This is a genomic window from Kitasatospora sp. NPDC059571 (assembly GCF_042735675.1).
In the GTDB taxonomy this organism is placed as follows: domain Bacteria; phylum Actinomycetota; class Actinomycetes; order Streptomycetales; family Streptomycetaceae; genus Kitasatospora.
In genome coordinates, this window is the sequence record NZ_JBHWBW010000094.1 from 1,701 (window position 1) to 7,519 (window position 5,819).

Genomic DNA, 5,819 nt, shown 5'->3' on the forward strand with positions numbered 1-5,819 from the left:
GGGCGGTCTTGTGATTTTCAACATCTGTTACATCACCCGGAACTTTGTTACGCTCTTGGCGCTGTCGGGGGGGGGCGGGTCCTATCGGCCCGCCCTCGCCGGCCAGGTCTTCGGGCGTATAAAAGGATCATCAATGGCCGATAGTTGATCCGAGGAGTTGCAGTGGCCGTCATCCACCGCACGACGATGAGCCCCACCAAGCTGGAGCTGCTCACCGCGTGGCTGCCGACCCAGCCCTGGTACCGGGGTGGTCCGGAGCCGAAGCTCGCGAAGGCCGGCGGCTTCCGTCTGGACGACCCGGCCGGGGAGGTCGGCATCGAGTTCATGATCGTCACTGACGCCTCGTCGGCCGAGCCGGTCGCCTACCTCCTGCCGCTGACCTACCGCGGGGCTCCGCTCGACGGCGTGGACGCAGCGGCAGGGGCACTGATCGGGACGTCCGAGCACGGCGTCCTCGGTACCCGCTGGATCTACGACGGCGTCCACGACCCGGTGCTGGTCGCGCGCCTGACGGCACTGGTCCGCGGCGAGACGGTCGCGCAGGCGCAGAGCGAGAGCGACACCCCGGACCGGTCCGTGCGGGTGGCGGCCACCGACCTCGACACCGCGGCGCCCGTGGTGCATCGGGTCCTCGGCCCCGCGGCGGACGACGCTTCCGGGACGGTCGTCGCGTCCTGGCAGCTCCCGGACGGGACGCGCGCGGAGGGCGTCGTCGTCTCCGCCCGGTAGCGTCGCTCCCCCGGCAGTGTCGCGCCGGTGGGGCGGGCGGCATGCCGGGGTGCGACCGCCCGAAATCCGCTTGCGCCCGAAATCCGCGCGCGCCGAGGATCGGCGCATGAATCACGTCATACGAACCGTCACCGCCGAGGACTGGCAGCGCGTCAAGGAGTTGCGCCTGGACGCGCTGCGGGATCCGGTCGCGGGAATCGCCTTCCTGGACACCTACGACAACGCCGCCGCCAGGCCGGACGAGTTCTGGCAGGAGCGCGCGGCCGGCTCCCGCAGCGACATGATCACCCAGCAGTTCGTCGCCGAGCGGGCGGACGGCGACTGGGACGGATCGGTGACGGTCCTGATCGAGCGGGCCGGCCGCGGGGACGTCTTCGGCGGGCCGGTGGACATCGACCAGGCCCACCTGGTCGGTGTGTTCGTCCGCCCGGAACAGCGCGGCACCGGGCTGGCCCGCGCCCTCTTCGACGCGGCGATCGCCTTCGCCCACGAGCTCGACGAACCCAAGGTCTCGCGCGTCCGCCTCTACGTGCACCAGGACAACCGGCGGGCCGAGGCCTTCTACCGGAAGATCGGCTTCACCCGCAGCGGCCGCTCCGTGCCCGTCCCGGGCGACGAGTCGTCCGTCGAGCACGAACTCGTCCTCGGGTAGGCCCTCACCCGGCGGCGGCCGTGACGCCGGTGGTGGCGGTGTCGATGTGCACGCGTTCGGGGTCCGCGTCGTGGAGGACGGCCAGGGCGCGGGCCTCGGCACGGACCGCTTCGCGCTCCGCGGCGGAGAGGGGGCGCAGCGGGGCGATGCCGAGCCGGTCATCGGTGGTGGTCCAGGTGGCGGCCACCCGTCCGTCGACGAGAACGGCGCGCTGCCCGGCGACGGACAGGCCGAGGTGGGCGTCGTCGATGATGCGGCTGCGGTCCCGGTAGCCGAGGATCGCGTTGTCGAAGGCCAGCAGGAACCGGACGGGTGCGGGGGTGTCCGGGTCCGGGCGCGGTGCGTCGGGCAGGTCGAGGAGTTCGCGGCCGCGCTCGTCGCGGAAGGTCACGAGTTCCTCCCGGACGGCTCTGACCGCGGCGGGCAGTCCGGCGAGACCGCACCAGGCGCGAAGGTCCGCGGTGGTGGCGGGTCCGTGGGCGGCGAGGTAGCGCCGTACGAGATGCTGCCCGACCGGATCACTCGCATCGGCGGGGAGCGGAGCGATGTCCCGCCCGAGCCAGCCGGCCATCGGCAGGTTGCGGACGCCGGCCGTCGTGCGCCACAGGCCGCGGGGCGGGAGCTGGACCATCGGGACGAGGGCTGCGACGAGCAGCTCGCCGAGGGCCCGGCGCGGGGGCGCGGGCCAGCGGTCCCGGAGCGCCTCGACGAGTTCGGCCATGGTGCGCGGCCGCCGGTCGGCCATCACGGCCTCGCCTGCGGCGGCGGCCTCGTCCAGGTCGACACCCGCGAGTTCACGCCGGTAGGTGGCCGTCACCCGCTGGCGCAGCATGGCGTCGTGGCGCGCCCGCCAGGCCAGCGCATCGTCGGCGGTGACGAGGTGGACGGTGCGGCGCATCAGGTGCGTTCGCACGACCTGGCGTCCGGTCAGCGCCGCGTCGAGCTCGCCCGGCTCGAAGGCGCGCAACCGGGACCACAGGCCGGTGAAGGGTTCCTGGGGCAGCTGCGCCTGCATTCCGCACAGGTGGGCGACCGCCTCGCGGACGGGGGTGTCCGTGCGGTCCAGCAGGTACTGACGGGCGAGGGTGGCCCGGTTGAGGGCGCGGGCGTCGAGGACGGTCATGCTCTTCTCGCGGTGTCGGCGGTGGAGGGTCGGCTGGTTCCTGCCGGCCGTGCCGTGCGGCGCGGCGGCCGGTCAGCCGTTGTGGGGAGCGGCGACGTCCAGGACCCAGGTGACGCCGAAGCGGTCGGTGACCATGCCGTACAGCGGCGCCCACGGCGCGGCTTCCAGCGGCCGCAGCACCGTCGCGCCTTCCGCGAGCCTCTGCCAGAGGGCGTCGATCTCGTCGGTGTCGTCGCCACGGACGGACACGAAGAACGGCTTGTCGCCCTGGTCCCAGGCCGTCGCGGAGGGCACGTCGTACGCCATGACGTGGAACCCGCTGTCCGCGACGGTCTCGCCCCACATCACCCAGTCCGCCTCGCTCTCGTTCGGGACGGCGCCGGCGTCCTTGTAGGTGACGACGGCGGTGCGCCCGCCGAACACCGACCGGTAGAAGTCGAGCGCATCGCGTGCGGCGCCCCGGAAGTTCAGGTGGGTGGTGGTCGTGACAGCCATGAGCTGCTCCTTGCCCTCGGTCCGTTCGAATGTGCGCCGCTGCGGGGGACCCGGCCCGGCGCGGCCACCGCGCCCCGGAGCGATGCTCCTCCGGTGGCCCGGTCCCCACCCTGACAGGGGTAGCGGACAGGATGTGTCCGGTACTTCGGACACAATGGCGGGTGTGCAGAAGACGTCCTCGCGGCTGCTCGCGCTGCTCTCGCTGCTCCAGACGCGCCGCGACTGGTCCGGCAGCGATCTCGCCGAGCGGCTCGACACCACCCCGCGCACGGTGCGCCGCGACATCGACCGGCTGCGGGACCTCGGGTACCCGATCCTGACCTTCCGGGGCCCGGCCGGCGGCTACCGGCTGGATGCGGGCTCGCACCTGCCGCCGCTGCTCTTCGACGACGACCAGGCCGTCGCCCTGGCCCTCGCCCTGCAGACCGCCGCCGCCGGACCCACGATCGGCGAGGACGCCGCACGCGCCCTGGCCACCGTCCGCCAGGTCATGCCGCCGCGGCTGCGCCACCGGATCGACCTGCTCCAGGCCACGGCCGTCCGGCCGCCCGAGGAGGACCGCACGGCCGGGGTCGACTCCCAGGTCCTGGTGGACCTGGGCACCGCCATCCACACCCACGCCGAGCTCCGCTTCGACTACGGGCCGGACCGCACCTCCGCCGAGGCTCCCCGCCGGACACAGCCCCACCACCTGGTCACACGGCGCGGCCACTGGTACCTCCTGGCCTGGGACCTGGACCGCGAGGACTGGCGGACCTTCCGCGTCGACCGGATCCGCCCCCGCACCCCCACCGGGCCCCGCTTCACCCCGCGCGAGGTCCCCGGCGGGGACGTCTCCGCCTTCATCACCAGCCGGTTCCGCGGCAACGACGGCATCGGCACCGACTGGCCCTGCCGGGGCGAGGTCGTCCTCGGCCTCCCCGCCGGCACCGTCGCCCGCTACGTCCCGGAGGGAACGGTGGAAGCGCTGGGCCCCGACCGGTGCAGGCTCGTCCTCGGCTCCTGGTCGTGGGCCGGCCTCGCGACCACCCTCGGCCGCTTCGACACCGACATCGAGGTGGTGGGCCCACCCGAGCTCCGCGAGGCCTTCGCACAACTCGCCACCCGCTACGCCCGGGCCGCCCGCAGCACCGCACCGTCCTGACCCCGGGCCCGGGCATCCGCCGGGGTCGCGCGGCCGATAGCCTCGCCGGCATGACGACGATCGACGACCTGGTCGCCCTGGTACCGCCACCGGCCCACCCGAGGGACGCGAGCGGTGACTGGCTGCAGGTCGAAGAATCTCTCGGCCTGCAGCTCCCCGCCGACTTCAAGTCCCTCACCGCCGCCTACGGGCTCGGCCAGTTCGTCGACTTCATCACCCCGCTCACCCCGTTCGGCAGCCACGAGCTCCTGCTCCGGTCCGCACGGCGACTGCTGGCGAGCGAAGCGTCCTTTCGCAAGGAGAACCCGAATCTGTGCCCGTACCCGTACTACCCGGAGGCCGGCGGCCTGCTGGAATGGGCCGGCACGGACAACGGCGACCGGCTCTGCTGGCTGACCCAGGGGCACCCGGACACCTGGAGGGTCGTCTCCTGGAACCCACGCGGCTGGCACTACGACGCCCATGACACCAACGCGGTGGGCTTCCTGCACGGTTGGCTCAGCGGACGACTCAACACGACCGTCTTCTCCGCCAACGAGCACGTCACGACACCCTGGTTCGAGCCCTTCCGCGAACTCCGGCACGTCTACCTCAGGCTGAACGAGGGCCGGCGGAGGTACCCCGAGCGCCTCCGCATCCTGCGCGACGCCCTCTCCCCGACCGCCGACCGCGGCGGCTGGTCGAGCGACGGAGAGCGCCAGGACCACTTCGCCGCCACCGAGCTCGGCTGGAACCTCACCTACGAAACGGGCTACGGCCACCAGATCCGCGTCGCGTTCCCGCCCGAGGACGAGGACCGGGTCCGCACGACCCTGCTCGCCGCAGCCCGCCGGATGGGCTGCGACGTCCTGGCCACGACGACGCACCGCGGCGAACCCGTCTGGAGCTGACACGTCCGGACGGATCGACTGCCCGACCCGATCGGCGCCCGTGGCGGCCCCTCCCCCGTGCGGTCGGGCCGCGCCGGGACGGGCGGCGGCCGGGCCTGAAATCGCTTCGCACCGTGGCACTCCGGCGGGTTGGATCACTGTCATGGATGTCGACCCGCAGGATGCCGCGCTGTGCGGGATCCGCCGACGGCGCGCAGGGGTGTGTGACGGGGCGGCAGATGCCCCGGCAGGGCGGCCGCACGTGCTGATCACCCGGCAGAACGGGGCGGAGCCCTCCCCGGCCGCCCTCGTCCGGGCCGCCGAGACCATGATCGCCGCGCCGGGGGCGGCCGCACCCGTCTGCTGTGCCTGTGCCCGGGAGCTCGTCCTCGGTCTTTGCCGACCGGCGGCGGAAGGCTGTCTCGATGCGATGGTCCGACTGGCTCCCGCCCTTGACCTGCCCTGGGACGTGGAGCTGGTGCGCGCGGTCGTCCGGTGTCCTGATGACCGCCTCGTGCCACTTCTCGTCCGCCTGAGCACGGCGCAGCGCCCCGTCGCCCTGCCGGCACTGACCGGCCTGGCCGCGCGTCGCGGTGACGCCGGTGCGGTGCCGGGGCTGGTGGCCGTGCTCACCGGGTCGGTCGGTGACCGCGAACTGCACTGTGCCGCGACCCGCGCGCTGGTCGCGGCGGGACCTGCCGCGGTGGACGCCCGGCGCCCGGTACTGCCGGGGTGGCAGGGGGCCCCCGCCACCCCGCGGGCCTGGCGCCCCCGGGTGGTTCGTGGGCCCCGACGTTGTTGCGGGCT

The 5,819-nt window shown here is 73.6% G+C and carries 7 protein-coding genes; 5 read left to right on the top strand and 2 right to left on the bottom strand.

Translation table 11 applies throughout. The features are described from left to right. Positions 1-162: 162 nt before the first annotated feature. Positions 163-729, top strand: coding sequence for a 1,4-alpha-glucan branching protein (locus tag ACFV0G_RS13860; protein ID WP_380546205.1), 567 nt, complete (start codon positions 163-165; stop codon positions 727-729). Positions 730-835: 106 nt separating this feature from the next. Beyond that, positions 836-1,381 (top strand): GNAT family N-acetyltransferase, encoded by a 546-nt coding sequence (locus ACFV0G_RS13865; protein WP_380546207.1) that lies wholly within the window; start codon positions 836-838, stop codon positions 1,379-1,381. A gap of 4 nt (positions 1,382-1,385) precedes the next feature. Here the strand turns inward: ACFV0G_RS13865 and ACFV0G_RS13870 are convergent, their stop codons facing one another. Together ACFV0G_RS13870 and ACFV0G_RS13875 are read right to left on the bottom strand one after the other, a co-directional pair. After that, positions 1,386-2,504 carry a winged helix DNA-binding domain-containing protein gene (locus tag ACFV0G_RS13870; RefSeq protein WP_380546209.1) on the bottom strand — a complete coding sequence of 373 codons (1,119 nt, stop codon included), beginning with the start codon at positions 2,502-2,504 and terminating at the stop codon, positions 1,386-1,388. 72 nt (positions 2,505-2,576) lie between these two features. Beyond that, positions 2,577-2,999 carry a VOC family protein gene (locus ACFV0G_RS13875; RefSeq protein ID WP_380546211.1) on the bottom strand — a complete coding sequence of 141 codons (423 nt, stop codon included), beginning with the start codon at positions 2,997-2,999 and terminating at the stop codon, positions 2,577-2,579. A 154-nt stretch (positions 3,000-3,153) separates the two neighbouring features. Between ACFV0G_RS13875 and ACFV0G_RS13880 the strand changes: the two genes are divergently transcribed. The 3 genes from ACFV0G_RS13880 to ACFV0G_RS13890 form a co-directional block, all read left to right on the top strand. Beyond that, entirely contained in the window at positions 3,154-4,143 is a 990-nt protein-coding gene (locus tag ACFV0G_RS13880; RefSeq protein WP_380546213.1) for a helix-turn-helix transcriptional regulator, read from the top strand. Between the two features lie 50 nt (positions 4,144-4,193). Continuing rightward, the gene (locus tag ACFV0G_RS13885) at positions 4,194-5,033 is read left to right on the top strand and encodes an SMI1/KNR4 family protein (protein WP_380546215.1); all 840 of its coding nucleotides are present in this window, start codon (positions 4,194-4,196) and stop codon (positions 5,031-5,033) included. A 142-nt stretch (positions 5,034-5,175) separates the two neighbouring features. Then, positions 5,176-5,819: hypothetical protein (locus ACFV0G_RS13890; protein ID WP_380546217.1), on the top strand; the 644-nt coding region annotated here is incomplete at its 3' end.

Excerpts from the sequence above, each read along its gene's own strand:
- ACFV0G_RS13865 (WP_380546207.1), top strand. The coding sequence starts at position 836 with ATGAATCACGTCATACGAACCGTCACCGCCGAGGACTGGCAGCGCGTC.
- ACFV0G_RS13870 (WP_380546209.1), bottom strand. The coding sequence starts at position 2,504 with ATGACCGTCCTCGACGCCCGCGCCCTCAACCGGGCCACCCTCGCCCGT.
- ACFV0G_RS13875 (WP_380546211.1), bottom strand. The coding sequence starts at position 2,999 with ATGGCTGTCACGACCACCACCCACCTGAACTTCCGGGGCGCCGCACGC.
- ACFV0G_RS13880 (WP_380546213.1), top strand. The coding sequence starts at position 3,154 with ATGGCGGGTGTGCAGAAGACGTCCTCGCGGCTGCTCGCGCTGCTCTCG.
- ACFV0G_RS13885 (WP_380546215.1), top strand. The coding sequence starts at position 4,194 with ATGACGACGATCGACGACCTGGTCGCCCTGGTACCGCCACCGGCCCAC.